The sequence below is a fragment of the Streptomyces sp. NPDC002309 genome (genome assembly GCF_053593375.1).
Map to the genome: position 1 here is coordinate 1 of NZ_JBSFCI010000032.1, position 21,516 is coordinate 21,516.

17 protein-coding genes are annotated in these 21,516 nt (G+C 73.0%); 12 read left to right on the forward strand and 5 right to left on the reverse strand.

Annotated features, from left to right (window positions below):
* The coding region (locus tag ACWCPM_RS24865; protein ID WP_450978467.1) for a serine hydrolase at window positions 1–1,755 on the reverse strand (1,755 nt) is incomplete at its 3' end.
* 181 nt (window positions 1,756–1,936) lie between these two features.
* Between ACWCPM_RS24865 and ACWCPM_RS24870 the strand changes: the two genes are divergently transcribed.
* The 3 genes from ACWCPM_RS24870 to ACWCPM_RS24880 all read left to right on the forward strand — a co-directional run bounded on the left by ACWCPM_RS24870 (window position 1,937) and on the right by ACWCPM_RS24880 (window position 6,295).
* Complete coding sequence (locus ACWCPM_RS24870; RefSeq protein ID WP_450978468.1) at window positions 1,937–3,049, forward strand: nitronate monooxygenase; 1,113 nt, start codon at window positions 1,937–1,939, stop codon at window positions 3,047–3,049.
* Window positions 3,046–4,593: an acyl-CoA synthetase gene (locus ACWCPM_RS24875; RefSeq protein ID WP_450978469.1), complete on the forward strand. Its 1,548-nt coding sequence runs from the start codon at window positions 3,046–3,048 to the stop codon at window positions 4,591–4,593. Before ACWCPM_RS24870 ends, ACWCPM_RS24875 begins: the two co-directional genes overlap by 4 nt.
* 169 nt (window positions 4,594–4,762) lie before the next feature.
* Complete coding sequence (locus ACWCPM_RS24880) at window positions 4,763–6,295, forward strand: acyl-CoA synthetase (protein ID WP_450978470.1); 1,533 nt, start codon at window positions 4,763–4,765, stop codon at window positions 6,293–6,295.
* Here the strand turns inward: ACWCPM_RS24880 and paaK are convergent.
* Complete coding sequence (paaK, locus tag ACWCPM_RS24885; RefSeq protein WP_450978471.1) at window positions 6,264–7,559, reverse strand: phenylacetate--CoA ligase PaaK; 1,296 nt, start codon at window positions 7,557–7,559, stop codon at window positions 6,264–6,266. The two genes, ACWCPM_RS24880 and paaK, sit on opposite strands and share 32 nt — an antisense overlap.
* Window positions 7,560–7,731: 172 nt before the next feature.
* On the opposite strand from paaK, the gene ACWCPM_RS24890 reads away from it, so the two are divergent.
* Window positions 7,732–8,574 (forward strand): alpha/beta fold hydrolase, encoded by an 843-nt coding sequence (locus ACWCPM_RS24890; RefSeq protein WP_450978472.1) that lies wholly within the window; start codon window positions 7,732–7,734, stop codon window positions 8,572–8,574.
* Between the two features lie 96 nt (window positions 8,575–8,670).
* Here the strand turns inward: ACWCPM_RS24890 and ACWCPM_RS24895 are convergent, their stop codons facing one another.
* Window positions 8,671–10,278: an acyl-CoA synthetase gene (locus ACWCPM_RS24895; protein WP_450978473.1), complete on the reverse strand. Its 1,608-nt coding sequence runs from the start codon at window positions 10,276–10,278 to the stop codon at window positions 8,671–8,673.
* Window positions 10,279–10,463: 185 nt separating this feature from the next.
* Between ACWCPM_RS24895 and ACWCPM_RS24900 the strand changes: the two genes are divergently transcribed.
* From ACWCPM_RS24900 to ACWCPM_RS24930, 7 genes are all read left to right on the forward strand, one after another.
* Window positions 10,464–11,264 carry a crotonase/enoyl-CoA hydratase family protein gene (locus ACWCPM_RS24900; RefSeq protein WP_450978474.1) on the forward strand — a complete coding sequence of 267 codons (801 nt, stop codon included), beginning with the start codon at window positions 10,464–10,466 and terminating at the stop codon, window positions 11,262–11,264.
* Between the two features lie 18 nt (window positions 11,265–11,282).
* Window positions 11,283–12,224, forward strand: coding sequence for a Zn-ribbon domain-containing OB-fold protein (locus tag ACWCPM_RS24905; RefSeq protein ID WP_450978475.1), 942 nt, complete (start codon window positions 11,283–11,285; stop codon window positions 12,222–12,224).
* Entirely contained in the window at window positions 12,221–13,270 is a 1,050-nt protein-coding gene (locus ACWCPM_RS24910) for a thiolase domain-containing protein (protein ID WP_450978476.1), read from the forward strand. Before ACWCPM_RS24905 ends, ACWCPM_RS24910 begins: the two co-directional genes overlap by 4 nt.
* Window positions 13,267–14,433 carry a thiolase domain-containing protein gene (locus tag ACWCPM_RS24915; RefSeq protein WP_450978477.1) on the forward strand — a complete coding sequence of 389 codons (1,167 nt, stop codon included), beginning with the start codon at window positions 13,267–13,269 and terminating at the stop codon, window positions 14,431–14,433. Before ACWCPM_RS24910 ends, ACWCPM_RS24915 begins: the two co-directional genes overlap by 4 nt.
* Window positions 14,434–14,514: 81 nt before the next feature.
* On the forward strand, window positions 14,515–14,757 hold the full coding sequence (locus ACWCPM_RS24920) for a DUF397 domain-containing protein (protein ID WP_401671060.1): 243 nt from the start codon (window positions 14,515–14,517) through the stop codon (window positions 14,755–14,757).
* A gap of 389 nt (window positions 14,758–15,146) precedes the next feature.
* Window positions 15,147–15,746 (forward strand): CGNR zinc finger domain-containing protein, encoded by a 600-nt coding sequence (locus tag ACWCPM_RS24925; RefSeq protein WP_450978478.1) that lies wholly within the window; start codon window positions 15,147–15,149, stop codon window positions 15,744–15,746.
* A 114-nt stretch (window positions 15,747–15,860) separates the two neighbouring features.
* Window positions 15,861–16,358 carry a hypothetical protein gene (locus ACWCPM_RS24930; RefSeq protein WP_450978479.1) on the forward strand — a complete coding sequence of 166 codons (498 nt, stop codon included), beginning with the start codon at window positions 15,861–15,863 and terminating at the stop codon, window positions 16,356–16,358.
* Between the two features lie 4 nt (window positions 16,359–16,362).
* Here ACWCPM_RS24930 and ACWCPM_RS24935 read toward each other — a convergent pair whose 3' ends face one another.
* The gene (locus tag ACWCPM_RS24935; RefSeq protein WP_450978480.1) at window positions 16,363–18,336 is read right to left on the reverse strand and encodes an N-acetylmuramoyl-L-alanine amidase; all 1,974 of its coding nucleotides are present in this window, start codon (window positions 18,334–18,336) and stop codon (window positions 16,363–16,365) included.
* A 261-nt stretch (window positions 18,337–18,597) separates the two neighbouring features.
* Complete coding sequence (locus ACWCPM_RS24940; RefSeq protein ID WP_450978481.1) at window positions 18,598–19,779, reverse strand: aminoglycoside phosphotransferase family protein; 1,182 nt, start codon at window positions 19,777–19,779, stop codon at window positions 18,598–18,600.
* Between the two features lie 245 nt (window positions 19,780–20,024).
* On the opposite strand from ACWCPM_RS24940, the gene ACWCPM_RS24945 reads away from it, so the two are divergent.
* Window positions 20,025–21,515, forward strand: a complete 1,491-nt coding sequence (locus tag ACWCPM_RS24945; RefSeq protein WP_450978482.1) for a DNA-binding protein NsdB — start codon at window positions 20,025–20,027, stop codon at window positions 21,513–21,515.
* Window position 21,516 lies beyond the last annotated feature (1 nt).

Below are 21,516 nucleotides of genomic sequence, written 5' to 3' on the forward strand. Positions count from 1 at the left end.
CGCAGCCGGGGTCCGTGGCTCCCCATTCCCCCAACTCCACCAAGTGGTAGCGCGGGCCTCCTCGGCAGACGTCCGACCGGCCGTGCTCCGACGGATGCGGCCGACGTACAGCTGGTCGGTGGTGTACCGCCAACGCAGGGTGAGCCCCGGGGCCGCCGGGAGGGGCGCCGTGAGCCGGTGCCAGGCGCGGCCCGACCAGCCGGTGACCCGTCCGGACGGGTGCTCCTCGGGTTCCTCGCCGCGCCGGTCGGTGGTGAACGGCACCGGCTGCCAGACCGTGCCGCCGTCCGTGGAGGACTCCAGTACCAGTCCGTCGGCGGCGGGTTCGGTGTCCCACCACAGGGCGCCGCGCAGCCGTGCCCCGCCCGCCGACGTGTCGAGCGCGGGCAGCGTGAGCGTCGCGGTCGTGGCGTTCGCCGTCCCCGAGAACCAGGCGGTGCGGCCGTGTGCCGGGCGGACGGGCACGGCACGTGCGAGATTGTTCGCGGCGGCGACCCGGGGCGCGGAGCCCGATCGCCAACTGCGGACCGGATGAACCGAGTTGCCGAGGAGGACGAGGAACGAGTCGGTCGTCGGGTCGAGGACCAGGCAGGTGCCGGTGAAGCCGGTGTGCCCGGCGGTGCGCGGAGTGGCCATCGCGCCCATGTACCAGTGCTGGTAGAGCTCGAAGCCGAGGCCGTGCTCGTCGCCCGGGAAGGCGGTGTTGAAGTCGGTGAACATCAGCTCCACCGACTCGGGCCGCAGGATGCGCGCCCGCCCGTAGACGCCCCCGTTGAGCAGCGTCCGGCCGAGCACGGCGAGGTCCCAGGCGCAGGAGAAGATCCCGGCGTGCCCGGCGACCCCGCCGAGGCTGTAGGCGTTCTCGTCGTGCACCTCGCCCCACACCAGCCCCCGGTCCAGCCCCGACCACGGTTTGCGGGCGTCCTCGGTCGCGGCGATCCGGGGCTTCCAGGAGGCCGGGGGATTGAACCGGGTGCGGTGCATCCCGAGCGGAGCGGTGATCTCCTCACGGAGCAGCGCGTCCAGACGGCGGCCCGTGATCCGCTCCAGCACCAGCTGGAGCGAGATCAGATTGATGTCCGAGTACAGATACTTGGTCCCGGGCGCGTTGAGCGGCGCCTCGTTCCAGATGAGCCGCAGCTTCTCCTCGTAGGTCGGCGCGGTGTACAGGGGTATCCAGGCCCGGAATCCCGAGGTGTGCGTCAGCAACTGCCGTACGGTGACGTCCTGCTTGCCCGCCCCCGCGAACTCCGGCAGATACGAGGCGACCGTCGCCTCCAGCTCCAGCGCGCCCCGCTCGATCTGCTGCACCGCGAGGATCGAGGTGAACAGCTTGGACACCGAGGCCAGGTCGAAGACGGTGTCCTCGGCCATCGGGATCTGCTCCCCGGCCGGGAACTCGACCGCGGTGTCGGTCTTCTCGTCGTACGCCGCGTACCGCACGGCCGTCCCGATGGGCTCGTGCAGCGCAACGGTCCCGCCCCGCCCGGCGAGCAGCACGGCCCCCGCGTACCACGGATGCCGGGGGGAGGGTCCGAGGAAGGACTCGGCGTCGCTGACCAGACGGCGCAGATGTGAGGCGAGCAGCCCGGCGCGCTCGGGCGAGCCGTGCCGCAGGGTCGGACGGCCCGATCCGGCGGGCGCGGCGGCGGCCGGTCCCGCCGGGAAGTGTGTGAGGGCCAGAGCCCCGCCCAAGGCCATCGCCCGGAACCCCAGTTGACGGCGGCTCAGTCCGCCGCCCGTCTCTTCGCCCATCGAGGACCCTCCCGTACCCGGCTGAAAGTATCTTTCGATGACCAGCGTGCGGGGTGAAACTTTCCTGTCAGACGCGGGGGTGTGTCAATGGGGCGTGCGGCCCGGGAGCGGCCAGGCATCGATCTGACGCTGTGTCAGAAAAGGTCTTCCGTCGTCCGGGGGACTGCGGCATCCTGCGCCCATGCAGACGGAGCTGAGCAGACAACTGGGAGTCGAGCACGCCCTTTTCGGCTTCACGCCGTTCCCCGCCGTCGCCGCGGCCATCAGCCGGGCAGGCGGTCTCGGGGTGCTCGGCGCGGTCCGCTACACCGCCCCCGGCGACCTCGAACGCGACCTCGACTGGATCGAGGCCCACGCCGAGGGCCGGCCCTACGGGCTGGACGTCGTGATGCCCGCGACGAAGGTCGACGGCGTCAGCGAGGCCGAAGTGGAGGCGATGATCCCGCAGGGGCACCGGCGGTTCGTCCAGGAGACCCTCGCCAAGTACGGCGTCCCCGAACTCCCCGACGGCGAGGTGCCCGGGTGGCGCATCACCGGCTGGATGGAGCAGGTCGCCCGCACCCAGCTCGACGTCGCCTTCGACTACCCGATCCGGCTGCTCGCCAACGCCCTCGGCCCACCGCCCGCCGACGTCGTGCGGCGCGCTCACGACCGCGGCGTCCTGGTCGCCGCCCTCGCCGGCAGCGCCCGGCACGCCCGCAAGCACAAGGAGGCCGGGATCGACGTCGTCGTGGCCCAGGGCTACGAGGCCGGCGGCCACACCGGTGAGATCGCCTCCATGGTGCTCACCCCCGAGGTCGTCGAGGCCGTCGACCCGCTGCCGGTGCTCGCGGCCGGCGGAATCGGCAGCGGGGAGCAGGTGGCCGCCGCGCTGGCGCTCGGCGCGCAGGGCGTGTGGACGGGCTCCATCTGGCTGACCACCACCGAGGCCGACCTCCACTCCCGGGCCCTGACCCGCAAGCTCCTCGCGGCCGGCTCCGGCGACACCGTCCGCTCCCGCGCCCTGACCGGCAAGCCCGCCCGGCAGCTGCGCACCGAGTGGACCGACGCCTGGGACGACCCCGCGGGACCGGGCACCCTGCCCATGCCCCTCCAGGGACTCCTCGTCGCCGAGGCCGTCTCCCGCATCCAGAGGTACGAGGTCGACCCCCTGCTCGGCACGCCCGTCGGCCAGATCGTGGGCCGGATGACCAGCGAACGCGGTGTCCAGGCCGTCTTCGACGACCTCACCCGCGGCTTCGAGCGGGCCGTCGACCGCATCAACCGCATCGCCGGAAGGAGCGCCCGGTCATGAATCCCCCCACCGGCTTCTGGGCCCAGGCCACCGCCGAACCCGAGCGCGTCGTCCTCGTCGCCCCCGGCGGCGAGGAGTGGACCGCCGGGCGCCTGCACGCCGACGCCAACCGCCTGGTGCACGGCCTGCGCGCCGCCGGCCTGGAACGCGGCGACGCCTTCGCGGCCGTGCTGCCCAACGGACCGGAGGTCCTCACCGCTTATCTGGCCGCCACCCAGGCCGGGTTCTACCTGGTGCCCGTCAACCACCACCTCGTCGGACCGGAGATCGCCTGGATCGTCGCCGACTCCGGCGCCAAGGTCCTCATCGCGCACGAACGGTTCGCCGAGGCCGCCCGCCAGGCCGCCGACGAGGCCGGACTGCCGCCCGCCCGGCGGTACGCCGTCGGCACGCCCGCGGGCTTCCGGCCGTACGGCGAACTCCTGGACGGTCAACCGGAGTCACCTCCCGAGGACCGCACCCTCGGCTGGGTGATGAACTACACCTCGGGCACCACCGGCCGCCCCCGCGGCATCCGCCGCCCGCTGCCGGGCAGGCCCCCCGAGGAGTCCTACCTCGGCGGGTTCCTCGGCATCTTCGGCATCAAGCCCTTCGACGGCAACGTCCACCTGGTGTGCTCCCCGCTGTACCACACGGCCGTGCTCCAGTTCGCCGGCGCCTCGCTGCACATCGGGCACCGCCTGGTGATCATGGACAGATGGACGCCCGAGGAGATGCTGCGTCTGATCGACGCGCACCGGTGCACGCACACCCACATGGTCCCCACCCAGTTCCACCGGCTCCTGGCGCTTCCCCAGGACGTCCGGCAGTCCTACGACGTCTCCTCCATGCGGCACGCCGTCCACGGCGCCGCCCCGTGCCCGGACCACGTCAAACGCGCCATGATCGACTGGTGGGGGCACAGCGTCGAGGAGTACTACGCGGCCAGCGAGGGCGGCGGGGCCTTCGCCACCGCCGAGGACTGGCTGAAGAAGCCCGGCACCGTCGGCAGGGCCTGGCCCATCAGCGAACTCGCCGTCTTCGACGACGACGGCAACCGGCTGCCGCCCGGTGAACTCGGCACCGTCTACATGAAGATGAGCACCGGCGGCTTCGCCTACCACAAGGACGAGGACAAGACCCGTAAGAACCGCATCGGCGACTTCTTCACCGTCGGAGACCTCGGCGTCCTCGACGAGGACGGCTATCTGTTCCTGCGCGACCGCAAGATCGACCTGATCATCTCCGGCGGCGTCAACATCTACCCGGCCGAGATCGAGTCCGCCCTGCTCGCCCACCCGGCCGTCGCCGACGCCGCCGCCTTCGGCATCCCGCACGACGACTGGGGCGAGGAGGTGAAGGCGGTCGTGGAACCGGCGCCGGGCCACACGCCAGGACCGGAGCTCGCCGCCGCCCTCCTCGACCACTGCGCCGCCCGGCTCGCCGGGTACAAGCGCCCGAAGAGCGTCGACTTCATCGCCGAGATGCCCCGCGACCCCAACGGCAAGCTGTACAAACGGCGGCTGCGCGAACCGTACTGGGAGGGGCGCACCCGTCCCGTGTGAGCCACCTGGCGTCGGCCGGTCCCACCGGCCGTGCCGACGGCGGGGACGTCATCCTTCGGCCGGCCCGCGCCCGACCTTCGGCCGATCCCGCCCCCGCCGCGTCAACGGGTATGCCGGACGTGGCCTTGTCGCTTGACCTCCTCCGGTCGCGGGCCGAGGATCGTCACTCATGACGCCCGGACACGGCAGCACGGTCGACGGGGTGCTGCGGCGCAGCGCCCGCCGCACCCCGGCGCGCGTCGCGGTCGAGTACCGCGACCGCCGCTGGACGTACGAGGAGCTCGACGACGCCGTCTCCCGGGCGGCGAGCGTCCTGCTCGGCGAGGGCCTCGCCCCCGGCGACCGGGTCGGCGCCTACGGCCACAACTCCGACGCCTACCTCCTCGGCTTCCTCGCCTGCGCCCGCGCGGGCCTGGTGCACGTCCCGGTCAACCAGAACCTGACCGGCGACGACCTCGCGTACCTCGTCGAGCAGTCGGGCAGCGGGCTGGTGCTCGCCGACCCGGACCTCGCCGGCCGGCTCCCGAAGGGCGTACGGACGCTGCCGCTGCGCGACGCCGGCGACTCCCTGCTCGCCCGGCTGCCGTCGACCGCTCCCTACGACGGTCCGGAGCCGCGCGCCGAGGACCTGACGCAGCTCCTCTACACCTCAGGCACGACGGCGCTGCCCAAGGGCGCGATGATGACGCACCGCGCGCTGGTGCACGAGTACCTCAGCGCCATCACCGCCCTCGACCTCGGCGCGGGCGACCGGCCGGCGCACGCGCTGCCGCTCTACCACTCGGCGCAGATGCATGTCTTCCTGCTGCCCTACCTCGCGGTCGGCGCGACGAACGTGATCCTGGACGCGCCGGACGGCGACCGGCTCTTCGAGCTGATCGAAGCCGGGCGCGTGGACAGCCTGTTCGCGCCGCCCACCGTGTGGATCGGCCTGGCGAACCGCGCCGACTTCGCCACCCGCGACCTCGGCGGGCTGCGCAAGGCCTACTACGGGGCGTCGATCATGCCGGTGCCCGTCCTGGAGCGGCTGCGCGAGCGGCTGCCCGGGCTGGCGTTCTACAACTGCTTCGGGCAGAGCGAGATCGGTCCGCTGGCCACGGTCCTCGCACCCGACGAGCACAAGGGCCGGCCGGACTCCTGCGGCCGGACGGTGCTCTTCGTGGACGCCCGGGTCGTCGGCGAGGACGGCGAGGACGTCCCCGACGGCACTCCGGGCGAGATCGTCTACCGCTCCCCGCAGTTGTGCGAGGGCTACTGGGACAAGCCCGAGGAGACCGCCGAGGCGTTCCGGGACGGCTGGTTCCACTCCGGCGACCTCGTGGTCCGGGACGCGCACGGCTATTTCACCGTCGTCGACCGGGTGAAGGACGTCATCAACTCCGGTGGCGTGCTGGTCGCCTCACGGCAGGTCGAGGACGCCCTCTACACCCACGAGGCCGTCGCCGAGGTCGCGGTCGTAGGCCTGCCCGACGCGAAGTGGATCGAGGCGATCACCGCCGTCGTCGTCGCGCGCGGCGAGGTGACGCCGGAGGAACTCATCGCCCACGCGAGGGAGAAGCTGCCCGCCTTCAAGGCCCCGAAGCGGGTCGTCGTCGTGGACGCGCTGCCCCGCAACGCCAGCGGCAAGATCCTCAAGCGGGAGCTGCGGGACCGCTTCGGCGACGGTCCCCTCACCTCGGACGCAGATCCACGATCCGCCTGATCTTCCCCACGGACCGCTCCAGGGACTCCGGGTCGACGATCTCCACCGTCACGGACACGCCGATGCCGTCCTTCACGGCCGCCGCGATCGACCGCGCCGCGTCCTCACGCGTCCCGGCCGCGGCGTCCGGACGGGCCTCCGCGCGGACGGTGAGCGCGTCCAGCCGGCCCTCGCGGGTGAGACGCAGCTGGAAGTGCGGGGCCACGCCCGGGGTGCGGAGCACGATCTCCTCGATCTGCGTGGGGAAGAGGTTCACCCCGCGCAGGATCACCATGTCGTCGCTGCGCCCGGTGATCTTCTCGATCCGGCGGAAGGCGCGTGCCGTGCCCGGCAGCAGCCGGGTCAGGTCCCGGGTGCGGTAGCGGATCACGGGCATCGCCTCCTTGGTCAGGGAGGTGAAGACCAGTTCGCCCCGCTCGCCGTCGGGCAGCACCTCGCCGGTGACGGGGTCCACGATCTCCGGGTAGAAGTGGTCCTCGTGCACATGCAGACCGTCCTTGGTCGCCACGCACTCCTGGGCGACCCCCGGGCCGATCACCTCGGACAGCCCGTATATGTCCACGGCGTCGATCGCGAAGCGCTCCTCGATCTCGCGCCGCATCTCCTCCGTCCACGGCTCGGCCCCGAAGATCCCCACCCGCAGCGAGGTGCTCCTCGGGTCGACGCCCTGGCGCTCGAACTCGTCCAGTAAGGTGAGCATGTAGGAGGGCGTCACCATGATGACGCCGGGCTTCAGGTCCTGGATCAGCTGGACCTGGCGCGCGGTCATGCCGCCGGACGCGGGGATCACCGTACAGCCGAGCCGCTCGGCGCCGCAGTGGGCGCCGAGGCCACCGGTGAACAGTCCGTACCCGTACGCCACGTGGACCGTGTCGCCGGGGCGGGCGCCCGCCGCGCGCATCGACCGCGCCACCATGTCGGCCCACATCGACAGGTCGCCGTCCGTGTATCCGACGACGGTCGGGCGGCCTGTCGTGCCGCTCGACGCGTGCAGCCGGCTCACACGCTCCCGGGGCACGGCGAACATCCCGTACGGGTAGTGCTCCCGCAGGTCGGCCTTGGTGGTGAAGGGGAAACGGGCCAGGTCGGCGAGGGAGCGGCAGTCGTCCGGGTGGACGCCTGCCTTGTCGAACGACTCCTGGTGGAAGGGCACGTTGTCGTAGGCGTGCCGCAACTGCGCGCGCAGCCGCTCCAACTGCAGCGCCCGCAGCTCCTCGGGGCCCAGCCGTTCCCCTGCGTCCAGCAGGTCCGTCGTGTCCGCCATGGGAGACCTCTCCTCACCGACCGCGGCGATCCCGGGGGGCGACCGATCATTCGGTCGCCGTGTCGTGGATCAGTAATCCAGCCCGTCGCGCCCGACGCAAGGGCACGGCCCGGCGGACCGCGGAGGCGAAAGTCTGTTGCGCGGGTCCGTCCCGGGCACCGAGGATCCGGCCATGCCCACCTTCCCCGCCCCTGACGGAACCCGGCTCGCCTACCATCTGCGCGGCGAGGGCGCCCCCTTGGTCGTGCTGCCCGGCGGTCCCATGCGGCGTTCCGCCTACCTCGGCGACCTCGGCGGCCTCGGCGCCCACCGCCGGCTGGTCCTGCTCGACCTGCGGGGCACCGGCGCGTCGGAGATCCCGGCCGACCCGGCGACGTACCGCTGCGACCGTCTCGTGGACGACGTCGAGGCGCTGCGAATCCACCTGGGCCTGGAGCGGATGGACCTGCTCGGCCACTCGGCGGGCGGCAGCCTCGCCATGCTGTACGCCGCCCGCCGTCCCGATCGGGTGGCACGGCTCGCGCTGATCACCGCGACGCCGTGGGCGCTGGACATGCCGGCGACGACCGAGGACCGGCTGGAGGCCGCGCGGCTGCGCGAGAACGAGCCGTGGTTCGAAGATGCCTTCCCGGCGTTCGAGAAGTGGCTGCGGCAGGGCGGGGACTTCGACCCGAGGTTCATCCCGTTCTTCTACGGCCGCTGGGACGAGACCGCTGCCGCGCACGCCGCGCGGGACGAGGACGAGAGCAACGAGGAGGCCGCGGAGCGGTACGGCTCCGCGGGCGCCTGGGACCCGGTCGCGACCCGCGCCGCGCTGGCCGGACTGTCGGCCCCGGTGCTCGTGTACGCCGGCGAACTCGACGGCGGCCCCCGGCCGGAACTCGCCTGCCGTACGGCGGAGGTCTTCCCGAACGCCGAGGTGGCCGTCCAGCCGGGCGCCGGGCACTACCCGTGGGTGGACGACGCGCAGTGGTTCGCCCGGCGCACCGCGGAATTCCTCTCCGACGGCTCCTAGCGCCGCGTCGGCCGAGGTTCGCCCCGTCGCGACGCCCGGCACGCACTCTCGCCGCTCCACACGGGCGCCCCTTGACCGACGCGGCGCTGGGAAGCCCTAGGCTTCGTCCGCCGCGACCGCCACCTCCCGTGCCCACCGGTAGTCCGCCTTGCCGCTGGGGGAGCGGCGGACGATGTCCGTGACGACCAGCTGGCGGGGGATCTTGTAACCGGCGAGGCGGTCGCGGCAGTGGGTCTGGATCTCCGCGAGGGTGGGCCTGACCGCCCCCTCGCGCACCTGGACCACCGCCGCGACATGGTTGCCCCACTTCGCGTCCGGCACCCCGGCCACCAGGGCGTCGTAGACGTCCGGATGGGACTTCAGGGCCTGCTCGACCTCCTCCGGGTACACCTTCTCGCCCCCGGTGTTGATGCACTGCGAGCCACGGCCGAGGACGGTGACCACACCCTCCTCGTCGACGGTGGCCATGTCGCCGAGGAGCACCCACCGCTCGCCGTCCTTCTCGAAGAAGGTCTCGGCGGTTTTCGCCGGGTCGTTGTAGTACCCGAGCGGCACGTGGCCGCACTGGGCGACCCGGCCCACCTCGCCGACGGCCACCCCTTCGCGTGTCGCCGGATCGACCACCCGGGTACGGGAGTTGACCCGGATGCGGAAGCCCCGCCCGGGTCCGGAGTCGTCCGTCGCCGTGCCGTTGAAACCGGACTCGGACGAGCCGAAGTTGTTCAGCAGCATCACCTGCGGGAGGAGCGCCAGGAACTGCTGCCGGACCGTCTCCGACATGACCGCGCCGGACGACGACACGCTGAACAGGGCGGAGCAGTCCGTGCCCTTCAGCGGACCGGAGAGGGCGTCGATCAGCGGCCGCAGCATCGCGTCGCCGACCAGGGAGACGCTGCTGACCCGCTCCTTCTCGATGGTCCGCAGCACCTCCTCGGGCACGAACTTGCGGTGCAGTACCACCCGTTGCCCGAAGTGGAAGCCGATGAACGCCGTCAGCGTGGACGTGCCGTGCATCAGCGGGGGAGCGGGGAAGAACGTGATCCCCGATCCGCCCGCGGCGACCCGCTCGGCCAGCTCCTGCGGCGTCTTCACCGGCTCACCCGTCGGTGCCCCGCCGCCCAGGCCCGCGAAGAAGAGGTCCTCCTGGCGCCACATCACCCCCTTCGGCATGCCCGTCGTGCCGCCGGTGTAGATGATGAACTGGTCGTCCCCGGACCGCGCCGGGAAGCCACGTTCCGGGGAACCGCCGCTCTCGGCCCGCGCGAACGGCACACCGAGCGAGCCCTCGGCCCCCACCCGCACCAGATGGCGCACCCGCTCCGCCCTGGGCAGCGCCGCCGCCACCCGGTCCGCGAACTCCGCGTCGAAGACCAGGGCCGCCAGATCGGCGTCCCGGTAGAGATAGACCAGCTCCTCCTCGACATAGCGGTAGTTGACGTTCACCGGCACGATCCGCGCCTTCAGGCAGCCGAGCACCGTCTGGAGGTACTCCACGCCGTTGTAGAGATGCAGCCCGAGGTGCTCGCCGGGACGGATGCCTCGCTCCAGCAGGTGGTGACCGATCCGGTTGGCGGCCGCGTCCAGCTCGGCGTACGTCAGCCGGCGCTCCGCGCCCGTGCCGGGGTGGTCGACGTACACCAGTGCCTCGCGGTCCGGCACCACATCCACCACAGACTCGAACAGGTCGGCAAGGTTGTACTCCACCGCTCCTCCTGACCTCGCTGCCCCTCGGTTGCCGGTCATCAGAGCAAAGGGCGGCACAAGTGTGAAGGGTCCGTGCAGCAGAAATCTGACTGACTGTCAGAAAACTCTTGAAGCCCCGCCGCGCCTGCTGCAACCTGTTCTCGTTCCTGCGGACGTGCCCGAGGGGCAGGACGGGGAGGACGACCATGGGTGGCACCGAACACCTCACCGTGCAGCGCGAAGGCGCCACACTGGTGCTCACGCTCAACCGGCCCGAGGCGAAGAACGCGCTCTCGCTGCCGATGCTCGTCGGCCTCCACGACGGCTGGGCCGAGGCCGACGAGGACGACGCGATCCGCTCGATCGTGCTGACCGGCACGGGCGGCGCCTTCTGCGCGGGCATGGACCTCAAGGCCCTGGCCGGCAAGGGCATGACGGGCGAGCAGTACCGCGACCGGCTCAAGGCCGACCCGGACCTGCACTGGAAAGCCATGCTGCGCCACCACCGCCCCCGCAAACCGGTGATCGCCGCCGTGGAGGGCCCCTGCGTCGCCGGCGGCACCGAGATCCTCCAGGGCACCGACATCCGCGTGGCGGGCGAGTCCGCGATCTTCGGCCTGTTCGAGGTCCGGCGCGGGCTCTTCCCCATCGGCGGCTCCACCGTCCGCCTGCCCCGCCAGATCCCCCGCACCCACGCCCTGGAGATGCTGCTCACCGGACGGCCGTACAGCGCCCGCGAGGCGGCGGACATCGGCCTCGTCGGCCACGTCGTCCCCGACGGCACCGCGCTCGGCAAGGCCCTGGAGATCGCCGAACGGATCAACGCCTGCGGGCCGCTCGCCGTCGAGGCCGTCAAGGCATCGGTGTACGAGAGCGCCGACCTGTCCGAGTCCGACGGCCTGGCCGCGGAACTCCGGCGCGGCTGGCCCGTCTTCGACACCGCCGACGCCAAGGAGGGCGCCCGCGCCTTCGCGGAGAAACGACCGCCCGACTACAAGCGCGCCTGACGCCGAAGGAGCCCCGGCATGCCCGAAGTCCTCAAAGCCCCGCTGGTCGTCGAGTTCCCTTTCACCCGCTCGCTCGGCCCCGTCCAGAGCGCCTTCCTGACCGGCCTGCGTGAACGCGTCGTCCTCGGTGTGCGCACCCGCGACGACCGCGTCCTCGTCCCCCCGGTCGAGTACGACCCCGTCACCGCCGACGAACTGCGCGACCTCGTCGAGGTCGCCCCCACCGGCACCGTCACCACCTGGGCCTGGAACCCCGCGCCGCGCCGGGGCCAGCCCCTCGCCACCCCCTTCGCCTGGGCCCTGGTCCGCCTCGACGGCGCCGACACGGCCCTGCTCCACGCCCTCGACGCGCCCGGCCCCGACGCGGTCCGCACCGGTATGCGGGTCCGCGTCCGCTGGGCGGGGGAACGCACCGGCGCCATCACCGACATCGCCTGCTTCGAGCCGTACGACGGCCCCGGCGAACGGCCGGGCGGCCACACCGGCGAGTTCGAGGACCCCGTCACCGGCATCGTCGCCCCCGCCCGGCTCGACTACACCTACAGTCCCGGGCGCGCCCAGACCGCCTACATCGACGGGCTCGCGGACCGGCGGACCGTCGGCGAGCGCTGCCCCTCCTGCCGCAAGGTGTACGTGCCGTCCCGCGGCGCCTGTCCCACCTGCGGCGTCGCCACCACCGAACGCGTCGAGGTCGGCCCCCGCGGCACGGTCACCACCTTCTGCGTCGTCAACATCAAGGCCAAGAACCTCGACATCGAAGTCCCCTACGTCTACGCCCACATCGCCCTCGACGGCGCCGACCTCGCCCTGCACGCGCGCATCGGCGGCATCCCCTACGACCAGGTCCGGATGGGCCTGCGCGTCGAACCCGTGTGGACACAGGACGCCCGCCACCCCGACCACTACCGCCCGGCCGGCGAGCCGGACGCGGACTACGACACCTACAAGGAGCTGCTGTGACCCGAGAGATCGCGGTGGTCGCCTTCGCGCAGACCGGCCACCGGCGCACCAGCGACGAGCTCTCCGAGGTCGAGATGCTCATGCCCGTCCTGCACGAGGTGCTGGACCGCACCGGCCTGCGGACCGCCGACATCGACTTCACCTGCTCCGGCTCCAGCGACTACCTCGCCGGCCGCGCCTTCTCCTTCACCCTCGCCCTGGACGGCGTCGGCGCCTGGCCACCGATCTCCGAGTCCCACGTCGAGATGGACGGCGCCTGGGCGCTGTACGAGGCCTGGACCAAGCTGCTCACCGGCGAGGCGGACACCGCCCTCGTCTACGCGTACGGCAAGTCCTCGCCGGGACCGGTGCGCGATGTCCTCACCCGCCAGCTCGACCCGTACTACCTCGCCCCGCTCTGGCCCGACTCCGTCGCCCTCGCCGCCCTCCAGGCCCAGGCCCTCATCGACGCCGGAGAGACCGACGAGCCCGCCCTCGCCGCCGTGGCCGCCCGCAACCGCGCCGCGGCCGAGGACAACCCCCACGCCCAGCTGCGCGGCCCGGTACCGCACGGCGACTACGTCGTACGGCCGTTGCGCACCGGCGACTGCCCGCCCATCGGCGACGGCGCCGCCGCCGTGATCCTCGCCGCGGGGGAGCGCGCCCGCGAGCTGTGCGCACGCCCCGCCTGGATCCGCGGCATCGACCACCGCATCGAGGCGCACGGCCTCGGAGTGCGCGACCTCACCGACTCGCCCTCCACCCGTCTGGCCGCCGAGCGCGCCGGCGCGTTCCTGCGGCCCGTGGACACCGCCGAACTGCACGCGCCCTTCACCGCGCAGGAGATCGTCCTGCGCAAGGCCCTGCGGCTCGCCGACGACGTGGCCGTCAACCCGTCCGGCGGCGCGCTCGCCGCCCACCCGATCATGGCCGCCGGCCTGATCCGCGTCGGCGAGGCCGCCGCCCGCATCCACCGGGGCGACTCCGGCCGGGCCCTCGCCCACGCCACGTCCGGCCCCTGCCTCCAGCAGAACCTGGTCGCCGTACTCGAAGGGGATCGCCGATGAGCAAGGAGCCCGTGGCCGTCGTAGGCGTCGGCCAGACCAAGCACGTCGCGGCGCGCCGGGACGTCTCCCTCGCCGGGCTCGTCCGGGAGGCGGCCCGAGCGGCCCTCGACGACGCCGAGTTGACCTGGGGCGACATCGACGCCGTGGTCATCGGCAAGGCGCCCGACTTCTTCGAGGGCGTGATGATGCCGGAGCTCTACCTGGCGGACGCGCTGGGCGCGGTCGGCAAGCCCATGCTGCGCGTGCACACCGCGGGGTCGGTCGGCGGCTCCACCGCCCTGGTCGCGGCGCAGCTCGTCGCCGCCCGCGTCCACACCACCGTCCTCACCCTCGCCTTCGAGAAGCAGTCCGAGTCCAACGCCATGTGGGGCCTGTCGCTGCCGGTCCCGTTCCAGCAGCCGCTGCTGGCCGGGGCGGGCGGCTTCTTCGCCCCGCACGTGCGCGCGTACATGCGCCGCAGCGGCGCGCCCGACACGGTCGGCTCGCTCGTGGCGTACAAGGACCGGCGCAACGCCCTGAAGAACCCGTACGCCCATCTCCACGAGCACGACGTCACCCTGGAGAAGGTCCAGGCGTCGCCGATGCTGTGGGACCCGATCCGCTACTCGGAGACCTGCCCGTCCTCCGACGGCGCCTGCGCCATGGTGCTCACCGACCGGTCCGGCGCCGCCCGCGCGCCCCGCCCGCCCGCCTGGATGCTCGGCGGCGCCATGCGCAGCGAGCCGACCCTCTTCGCAGGGAAGGACTTCGTCTCCCCCCGCGCCGGCCGGGACTGCGCCGCCGACGTCTACCGGCAGGCCGGGATCTCCGACCCGCGCCGGGACATCGACGCCGCCGAGATCTACGTGCCGTTCTCCTGGTACGAGCCCATGTGGCTGGAGAACCTCGGCTTCGCCGCCGAGGGCGAGGGTTGGAAGCTCACCGAGTCCGGCGTGACGGAACTGGACGGCGACCTGCCCGTCAACATGTCCGGCGGCGTGCTGTCCACCAACCCCATCGGCGCCTCCGGCATGATCCGCTTCGCCGAGGCGGCACTCCAGGTGCGCGGGCTGGCGGGCGACCACCAGGTCGACGGCGCCCGCAGGGTGCTCGGGCACGCCTACGGAGGCGGTTCGCAGTTCTTCTCCATGTGGCTGGTGGGCGCGCGGCCGCCCGACGCCTGAAAGGTCCCCCTCACGTGGCCTGTCGGCTCCGGGGGCCGCTCGCTAGGCTGGCCGCGGACGACGAGTCGGGAGGAGCAGGACGTGGCCGAGACCACCATCCAGCAGCAGCCGCTCAAGGGCTGGGACAAGCCGGAACTGGACCTGAGCAACGCCGAGTGGCAGTCCAGCAGCCGGGGCCGGGGGGATGTCCAGATCGCCTTTGTCGAGGGTTTCATCGCCATGCGCAACAGCGGCCGCCCGGAGAGCCCCTCCCTGATCTTCACGCCCGCCGAATGGGGTGCGTTCGTGTCGGGCGCCCGGGAGGGCGAGTTCGACCTGACCTGACGTCGCGCCGGCGTGAGCCGGGTGAACGGACCGGTACGCGGCGTGTTCCGCCCGGTTCTCCGGACACGTGATCCTGAGAGGCACCCCGGGGCCGGGGCCCCAGCGAGGCCGGCCCCGGGGAGCGGGGGCCGCAACCCGACGTCCGGACGGAACCGTACCTGGCACCCGGCGACGCAGCCGCCCCGCTCGTGGCGCACTCGCCGGGCGCCGGCCCGGTCGTCGTGGGCCGCCACCGCCGCCGACCGCTCGCCCCCGCCCGCATGCCGGGCCCGGTCACCCACGCCGTGCCGCCGCACGCGGCGAGCCCCGTCGCGGTGGTACCGCCCGCGCCGGCGGAGGCTCAGCCGCACCGCATGCTAATGGACCCCGTCGCCCCTATCGTTAGCCTCATGCAGGAGCCGACCAGCAGGGCCGCCCGGCTCGCGCTCGACCTCGCCCTCACCGTCCGCCACGACGGGCACGGCGGCGTCGCCGACGACCTCACCGCCCCCGAAGAGCTCACCGCCTGGGTGCGCGCCCACCCCGACGTCGTACCCGACGCCGGCGCCTACACCGCCGACGCCGCGACGCTCACCGCCGTCCGCGACCTGCGCGCCGCCGTTCGCGCCCTCTTCGCCCGCGCCGTGCTCCCCGCCGCGCCGAGCCCCGCCGACGCGACCCGGCTGCCGCCCGCCGCCGAGGCCCTGGCCCGCCTGAACGCCGCGGCCGCCCGCACCCCCACCGTCCCCGTCCTGCACTGGTCCGACGACGCCGAACCCGTCGTCCGCCACCACCCCGCGGGCGGCGAGACCGAGCTGACCGCCCTGCTCGCCCAGGCCGCCGTCGCCTTCCTCGCGGGCCCCGACCGGCGGCGGCTGCGCGCCTGCCACGCACCACGCTGCGTGCGCTACTTCCTGAAGGAACATCCCCGCCAGGAGTGGTGCAAGCCCTCCTGCGGCAACCGCGCCCGTGTCGCCCGCCACCACGAACGGCACAGGAAATCCGCCTAGGCGCTCCGCCGGAACCGCCACGGCGCCCCCGGCCGGCCGCGACGGGATCCACCCGACCTCCTCGGCCGCCCGCCCTCCCGGCGCCGACGACCTGCGGGCACGTACCATGGCCGCATGTCGTTCCTCCGCCGCCGCAGCGCCACCCCCGCCGGGCCCGACTTCGACGTGCTGGCCATGGACCCGGGCGACTGGCCCGGCAACCTGGGCGCGGGCCTGCTGCCCGCCCCCGACGGCACCTGCCAGGGCGTCTTCCTGCGCTACGACCTGTTCGGCGGCCGCGGCCCCGCGATGATCATCGGCAACCTCCCCGAGGGCTCCCCGGCCCGCGAGGTCGTCGAGGAGCAGGTCCCGTTCGAGGTGGCACAGCTGCTGCTGGCACTGGAGAACGACGAAGAGGTGACCGTGGTCGGCACCGAGGACGTGCCGGTGATGCAGGGCGACAACCTCCTGATCGTGCGCCGCCTGAAGCTCTCCGAGAGCCGGATCTCCTGTGTGCAGTTCGACCGCAGCGACAACGTCCTGGTCACCATCGCCGCCTGGGACCGCCCCATCACCGACGATCTGTACGCCCTGCTGAAACCGCTCCCGGCGGAACTGTTCCAGCAGGGCTGAACGGCTACGACGACAGCTTCACGTCGGCCGCCCGGACGAACGCGACCCGGTGACCGAACTGGATCTCGTAGTACATGTCCTCGCCCCTGACCACCCGGTGTGCGTCGGTGGCGAAGGTGACGGCGTAGTAGTACTCGCCGGGCACCTTGTCACCGACGACGTACTTCTGCCCCGCGAGCAGCTTGTACGGCAGCGGGGACACCGACTGGGCGGGCACCCCCGCCGGGTAGGCGGACGCCTCCGGATAGGCGCGGCCGTACACCGGGACGCTGTCCAGCCCGCTCCTCGGCGTGACGGTCAGGCCCTTCGCGGGCACCGCGGTCGGGGCCTTCGCCGGGTTGCGGAACCATGCCTTCTGGCCGAGGTACCAGATCGCCGTCCATTCGCCCTGGCGCCCGGCCACCGCGTACCGCTGTCCGGTGGAGACCCGTGAGCCGAGGTCGTTGACGCCGGTCGTCGAGTTGCCGCCGCCCGGCCGCAGCCCGATGTCCTTGATCAGCGGGTAGGTCTCGCCGGGACCCGAGTACAACCGCACCGCGCTCGAACCGTGCGTCGCGCACGGCGCGCCCGCCGTGGTGCAGCCGGTGTACTCCGGCCGGTGCGTGGCGTAGTCCGGCAGGATCGTCACCATGCCGCCGCCCGGGCGGGCGGTCGGGCCGAAGGGGCGGCCCAGCAGCGTGAAGTAGTGCCGCCAGTCCCAGTACGGGCCGGGGTCGGTGTGCATGCCGGGGATGGTGGCCGTGGTCGTGCCGGGCACCGTGTCGTGGCCGAGGATGTGCTGCCGGTCCAGCGGGATGCCGTACTTCTTGGCGAGGTACTTCACCAGCCGCGCCGACGAGCGGTACATCGCCTCCGTGTACCAGGCGTCCGGCGAGGCCAGGAAGCCCTCGTGCTCCAGCCCGATCGACTTGGCGTTGACGTACCAGTTCCCCGCGTGCCAGGCCACGTCCTTCGCCTTGACGTGCTGCGCGATATGCCCGTCCGTGGAGCGCAGCGAGTAGTTCCAGGACACGTAGGTCGGGTCCTGCACCATGTCGAGGACGCCCTCCCAGGCGCCCTCCGTGTCGTGCACCACGATGTAGTCGATGTCCTGCGTGGCCGGCCGCCCGCCCAGGTCGTGGTTGCCGTAGTCCCCGTCGCCGAACTCCTCGTACGGCGCCGGGATCCACTCGCAGGAGACGGTGGCCGGGCATTCGGTGCCCTCGGTGGCCGCCGTGCGCAGGCCCGCCGACCGCAGCGAGGCGGTGTCGGGGGCGAGTCCGGGCTGTGCGCCCAGCGCGACGCGCTGCCCGGCGTCGGTGCGCCGCTCCTGGCCGGCCCGCAGCACGGCGTACACGTCGTCGGCGTATCGCGCCGCCGTCGCGGAGTCGTCGGCGCCCGAGAAGCGGGCCACCGCCCCGTACCAGTCCGCCGGGTCCTTGCTCGGCGGCTCGCCCAGGTCCCGCTGGGCGGCGGCGAGCAGCGCCGCGCCGCCCGCCACGTTGGCCGCCGGGTCGGTACGCAGTTCCTCCGCGCTGAGACCGGTCAGCTCGGCGGCCTTCGTCAGGGTCCGCAGACGGGCAGGGAGTTCGGCTTCGCGCGGCAGCTTCGCTTCGGGCAGCAGCGCCGTTCGGGCGTCGTCACCGCGTGGGTCCTCCGTGCCCTCGCTGTGATGCGGTGCGCCGGCCAGTGCCGTACGGGCATCGGTGAGGTGCATCGGGCCGTAGCCGCCGGACACGCTCGGCGCGCCGCCGTGCGCGTCCCAGCGGGACTGGAGGTAGGAGACGCCGAGCAGCACGCTCCTCGGCACGTCGTACGTCGCGGCGGCGCGCTCGAACGCCTGCTGCAACCGGCCGTCCGCGGCGCCGTCCGGGCCGGCGTCGGACGGGGCCGCGCCGAGCAGCGGCAGCAGGAGCCCCGCGGCGGCCACGGCGCCGGCGCTCCGGCGTACACGCCTCGGCCCGGTGGCTCGTCGGGGGTCGGTGGCGGATCCTCGCAAAGCAGCCTCCTGGGACGGTTGTGCGCGATGAGCCGTGCGGGGCCGGGCGTGTCAGTGGTACCGGCTCTCCGACGATCCGTCAATCATGCGTCCAGGAAGGAGATTTCCCCGGTCAGGGCGGGGAGAGAGGAGTTTCGCGGCGACGGCCGACCGGCCTGCGGGGCGTCAGTGGCGTACACCAATGAGGGCGTCCCGGGGCCGGACGGGACGAGGTCCGCGGTGCGCCGCTGTCCCGGGCGCACCGCGGACCGTCATCCCCCTTCAGCGAGTGCCGACCGCCGCGCGCACGGCCCGGCGGGCCAGCTGGCAGTCGTCGTGCAGCCGCCGCAGCAGCAGCCGCTGTTCCTCGCCGGACGGCGCGGCGGCCGGGTGGGCAGGGCCCGGTGCCGCCGGGGTCGCGTCGTGCATCGAACGCTGTACGGCCGTCTCGTAGGTACGGATCTCCCGGGTCAGCACAAGCATCAGATTGACCAGGAACGCGTCCCGCGATGCGGGCCCCGCCGACTGGGCGATCTGGCTGATGTGCCGCCGCGCGCCCGGCGCGTCGCCGAGCACCGCCCACAGCGTGGCGAGGTCGTACCCCGGCAGGTACCAGCCGGCGTGCTCCCAGTCCACGAGCACCGGACCCGCGGGGGAGAGCAGGACGTTGGACAGCAGGGCGTCGCCGTGGCAGAACTGGCCCATGCCCTGCCGGCCGGCGGCAAGCGCGATGCCGTGCAGCAGCTTCTGCAGGTCGCCCAGGTCCCGGTCGGTGAGCAGACCCAGCTCGTGGTAACGGGCGATGCGGGCCGCGTAGTCCAGCGGCGCGTCGAACGTGCCCGCCGGGGGCCGCCAGGCGTTCAGCCGGCAGATGGCGCTGAGCGCCTGCCGGATGTCCGCGCGTGGCGGTGCCTCCGCCGGGTGCCGCGTGAGGGCCGCCGCCCGTCCCGGCATCCGCTCGATGACCAAGGTGCAGTTGTCCGGGTCCGCCGCGATCAGCCGGGGCGCCCGCACGGGCGGGCGGTGCCGGACGAACGAGCGGTATGCCGCTATTTCGTGGCGGATCCGCTCGGCCCACGCCGGTGACTGATCGACTAAACACTTGGCGACGGCCGTGCTGCGTCCTGTGGTCCCGACCAGCAGGACGGACCGTCCGCTGCGGCGCAGCACCTGCACGGGGGCGAACTCCGGGCAGATCCGGTGCACCGACGCGATCGCGGTGCGCAGCTGGGCGCCCTGCGGGCCGGACAGGTCGAGTCTTCCGCTGAGTGGTTGGGTGCCGAGCCCCGCGGGGCGCCGCGACCGGCCCGCGCCGAGCGCGGGGGCCGTCGGGCGCGGGGGGGCGAGGTAGGGGCCGCCGCCGCCCGGCAGGGGGGGCTCTCCCGGCCTCGGGGAGGCGGGAGCCGCGGGGCGCGGGCGCAGCGGCCGGGGTGGGGCGGACACGGAGGACGATGCTGTGTACATGGGCGAGACAGATCCCTTCGTGTGCCTGCGAAGTCGTCGCGCCGCCCGCCCCGGCCGCCCGGGTGCACCCTGGGGAATGCACCGGCCGTGTCAGACAGGCGACCGGGTCGGGGTGGCGCGTTCCTACCTGACACCCGATGTCCCGTGGCACACCATGTGGCGCACCCTGGCGAACCCTGGCGAATAGTCGCCCGGCAACTCGCCCCGGGCTACTGTCAACTCAGCCGAGTACCTGGGGGCTTGACGTGAGCGGACAACCCAACACCCGCCTGGCGGACCTGTTCGGCCTGGCCGGCTGGTCCAAGGGAGAGCTCGCGAGGCTGGTCAACAAGCAGGCGGCGGCCATGGGCCATCCTCAGCTTGCGACCGACACCTCGCGGGTGCGGCGGTGGATCGACACGGGAGAGATCCCGCGCGATCCGGTGCCGCGGGTGCTGGCGGCTCTGTTCACCGAGCGTCTCGGCCGTGTCGTGACCATGGAGGACCTCGGTCTGGTCCGGCACGGGCGTACGGGGAAACGGCGGAGCGGCGGGAATGTGGAATCTCCCGACGGTGTGCCGTGGGCGCCCGAACGGACTGCCGCGGTCCTCACCGAATTCACGGGAATGGACCTCATGCTCAACCGACGCGGCTTGGTGGGCGCGGGTGTCGTGCTCGCCGCGGGATCCGCACTCAGCAGCGCCATGTACGACTGGCTGCACACCGACCCGGCCCTGGCGGCCGACACTCCCCACCTCGACGACCCCCTGCACGCCGACCCCGCCGGGTTCGACCGCTACGAGGCCGCCCCCATCGGGTCGCAGGAGATCGAGGAACTGGAACGCTCGGTCGAGGTGTTCCGCGCCTGGGACGCGGCCCGCGGCGGCGGGCTCCAGCGCAAGGCGGTCGTGGGCCAGCTCAACGAGGTGGGCGGCATGCTCGCCTACCGTCACCCACCCCATCTGCAGCGGCGCCTGTGGGGCGTCGCGGCCAACCTCGCCGTCCTCGCGGGCTGGATGTCGCACGACGTCGGCCTGGAGCCCACGGCCCAGAAGTACTTCGTCATCGCCGCCCATGCCGCGAGAGAGGGCGGCGACCGGCCCCGGGCGGGGGAGGCGCTCTCCCGCGCGGCCCGCCAGATGGTGCACCTGGGCCGGCCCGACGACGCACTCGACCTGATGAAGCTCGCCAGCTCCGGCTCCGGTGAGGAGGTACTGCCCCGCACCCAGGCGATGTTCCACACCATCGAGGCGTGGGCGCAGGCGTCCCTGGGCAAGGGCCAGGCGATGCGCCGCACCCTGGGGCAGGCGGAGGACCTCTTCGTCTCCGACAAGGGGGACGTGCCCCCGCCCAGCTGGATGCAGCTGTTCAACGAGGCGGACCTGTACGGCATGCAGGCCCTGGCCTACCGGACGCTCGCCGAGCACGAGCAGGGCGCCGCGGCACATGCCCAGCACTACGCGGACAAGGCGCTGGCGCTGCGCGTCGACGCCCAGCAGCGGTCGAAGATCTTCGACTTCCTGTCGATGGCGTCGGCCTGTTTCATCGCCGACGACCCCGAACAGGCGGACAGGTTCGCCCGTCTCGCGCTGATGTCCATGGGCCAGAACTCCTCGCGCCGCACCTGGGACCGGCTGCGCCAGATGTACCGGCTCACCGCCGAGTACGCCCAGTACCCGAGGATCCAGCAGCTACGGGAGGAGATCAAGCAGGCTCTGCCCAAGCAGAAGGGGAGGGGTGACACCGCGCCGGTGTAGG

Excerpts from the sequence above, each read along its gene's own strand:
- ACWCPM_RS24870 (WP_450978468.1), top strand. The coding sequence starts at position 1,937 with ATGCAGACGGAGCTGAGCAGACAACTGGGAGTCGAGCACGCCCTTTTC.
- ACWCPM_RS24875 (WP_450978469.1), top strand. The coding sequence starts at position 3,046 with ATGAATCCCCCCACCGGCTTCTGGGCCCAGGCCACCGCCGAACCCGAG.
- ACWCPM_RS24880 (WP_450978470.1), top strand. The coding sequence starts at position 4,763 with ATGACGCCCGGACACGGCAGCACGGTCGACGGGGTGCTGCGGCGCAGC.
- paaK (WP_450978471.1), bottom strand. The coding sequence starts at position 7,559 with ATGGCGGACACGACGGACCTGCTGGACGCAGGGGAACGGCTGGGCCCC.
- ACWCPM_RS24890 (WP_450978472.1), top strand. The coding sequence starts at position 7,732 with ATGCCCACCTTCCCCGCCCCTGACGGAACCCGGCTCGCCTACCATCTG.
- ACWCPM_RS24900 (WP_450978474.1), top strand. The coding sequence starts at position 10,464 with ATGGGTGGCACCGAACACCTCACCGTGCAGCGCGAAGGCGCCACACTG.
- ACWCPM_RS24905 (WP_450978475.1), top strand. The coding sequence starts at position 11,283 with ATGCCCGAAGTCCTCAAAGCCCCGCTGGTCGTCGAGTTCCCTTTCACC.
- ACWCPM_RS24915 (WP_450978477.1), top strand. The coding sequence starts at position 13,267 with ATGAGCAAGGAGCCCGTGGCCGTCGTAGGCGTCGGCCAGACCAAGCAC.
- ACWCPM_RS24925 (WP_450978478.1), top strand. The coding sequence starts at position 15,147 with ATGCAGGAGCCGACCAGCAGGGCCGCCCGGCTCGCGCTCGACCTCGCC.
- ACWCPM_RS24930 (WP_450978479.1), top strand. The coding sequence starts at position 15,861 with ATGTCGTTCCTCCGCCGCCGCAGCGCCACCCCCGCCGGGCCCGACTTC.
- ACWCPM_RS24940 (WP_450978481.1), bottom strand. The coding sequence starts at position 19,779 with ATGTACACAGCATCGTCCTCCGTGTCCGCCCCACCCCGGCCGCTGCGC.